2 protein-coding genes and 2 pseudogenes are annotated in these 1,955 nt (G+C 66.6%); all 4 read left to right on the top strand.

Features of this window, described 5'->3' with window-relative positions; translation table 11 throughout:
* Positions 1-171: pseudogene (locus tag Manayef4_RS26130) on the top strand (MerR family transcriptional regulator); the annotation flags it as partial.
* A 211-nt stretch (positions 172-382) separates the two neighbouring features.
* On the top strand, positions 383-925 hold the full coding sequence (locus tag Manayef4_RS16785) for a MerR family transcriptional regulator (RefSeq protein ID WP_070132208.1): 543 nt from the start codon (positions 383-385) through the stop codon (positions 923-925).
* 345 nt (positions 926-1,270) lie between these two features.
* Positions 1,271-1,842 (top strand): annotated as a pseudogene (locus Manayef4_RS16780) (IS607 family transposase).
* On the top strand, positions 1,839-1,955 hold a 117-nt coding region (locus Manayef4_RS23280; protein WP_157858582.1), incomplete at its 3' end, for a helix-turn-helix domain-containing protein. The pseudogene Manayef4_RS16780 and the gene Manayef4_RS23280, both read left to right, overlap by 4 nt.

The raw sequence follows: 1,955 nt of genomic DNA, 5'->3' as shown, positions 1-1,955 counted from the left end.
GACGAGCTGTCGGATTCGACGATCTCCGAGAGTCGGCGGACCGAACTGCGCGAGCGGCTGCATACCTGGGTCGTGCTGGCTGAGGAGAAGCTGGCCACCCTGCGGCAGCAGGCGGGAGTCGCGGAGGACTTCGTCATCGGCCTGCACGGTGATGCGGATCGGACGGTATGACGGACTCGTGAATCCATGGTCACCGATCCGGGGTGGCGGCCGGCGCTCGGGCTCCTGTGGAGCAACCGGAGTCCGTTGGTGACCGACGTCACGGTCGGCGTCGGCCGTGGATTACTAGATCTTTACCGGTCCTGTGTAGCTGCGAGTGGCCGATACTAGAGACGCTTGACACTCGAATACCAGTCGCCATGCTCACGTGATAAGGGTTGAATTGTCCATAACCAGCAGCGCCGGGTCTTCCGCCGATGCCCGTGACGGCCGCTACCGGATCGGTGACGTTGCCACCCTGGTGACCTTGTCCCTGCGTACCGCCCGCTTCTACGAGGATGCCGGCCTGCTCGCGCCGGTAGGCCACACCTCGGGTGGTTTCCCGCTGTACGACGACGACGCACTCGACCGGTTTTTCCTCATCAAGAAGATGAAACCGCTGGGGTTCACGCTCGAGGAGATGCGCTCTCTCATCACATTGCGTGAGCGGATCAGCCAGCCCGATCTTGCCCCGGATCATYGCAGGGAACTGYGGGAACGGTTGAGAACCTGGGTTACCCTGGCCGAGGAGAAGCTCGCATCCCTGCAGGAACAGGTGCGTCTCGCCGAGGACTTCATGATTGGACTGCGGGACGATACCGCCCGGTCGCTGCGGGAAAGTCCGGATCACCGGGACGTTGCCGATAAAGACGATCTTGGTCCCGGTCGCCTGGACAGCTCGTTCCTCGATTTTCTCGATGATCCCTTCGGGCCCGAGGAGAACTGACCCGGCCCGGCATCACGAGGCACAGCGCCCCCACCGGCCTGGCCGCGGTGGCGTGACCTCATGTCCCGTGGCGGTGGTCGAGCCGCGCTGCTGGAGATCGGTGACGGTCCGGGACTRGGGTTCGTCACCGAACTGCGGCCTTCCCGGGCAGGGACACCCTCCGGCGGTCGGCTCGACACGGGTCGAGGGTCGGCGGGTGCCGCCTGGGTGGACYGGACGATCCGGCGGGGGCGCCACGGGATCCGGGACCGGTCGGGCAGGCGTCGTCGTCCGTATCCCCTTGGGGTTGTTAGCTGTTGTCGAATCGGCGTCTGATGGCGTCTGATGGCGCCGTATAGTGGCCGTGTGAACCTTAAGGAGTGGGCCGCTGCGAACGGCGTCGGGTACACCACGGCACGCCGCTGGTACCGCGACGGCTTCCTCCCGGTCCCTGCCCGTAAGGTCGGCGGGCTGGTGATCGTCGACGAGCCTGCCGCCCCTGTCCGGCAGGTTGCCGCGGTGGTGTACGCGCGGGTGTCGTCAGCGGACCAGCGCTTCGACCTGTCCGGTAGGTTGCCCGCGTCGCGATGTGGTGTGGCGAAAACGGTGTCACGGTCGGTCGGGTCGTTACCGAGGTCGGTTCCGTACTCAACGGTCACCGGCKGAAGTTCCTCGGCCTGCTGCGGGACCCGGACGTGTCGACGATCGTCGTGGAGCACCGGGACCGGTTTGCCCGGGTCGGCGCCGAGTATGTCGAGGCGGCACTGTCCGCGCAGGGCCGACGCCTGCTCGTTGTCGACTCCGCGGAGGTGGACGACGACCTTGTCCGGGACGTCACCGAGATCCTGACGTCGCTGTGCGCCCGACTGTATGGTCGTCGCGCCGCAGCCARCCGGGCCGCCCGCGCGGTCGCCGCCGCCATGGAGACGGACGGATGAAGACTTTCCAGGCGTACCGGTTCGCTCTCGATCCAAACACCGTCCGGCTTGCCGCTCTGCGCCGGCATGCCGGGGCAGAGCGGTTCGCCTACAACTGGGGTCTGGTCCGGGTG

The organism is Frankia sp. CgMI4 (genome assembly GCF_001756285.1).
GTDB lineage: Bacteria > Actinomycetota > Actinomycetes > Frankiales > Frankiaceae > Frankia > Frankia casuarinae.
Note: the sequence above shows the minus strand (reverse complement) of the source record. Positions and strands in the feature narration are given on the sequence as shown.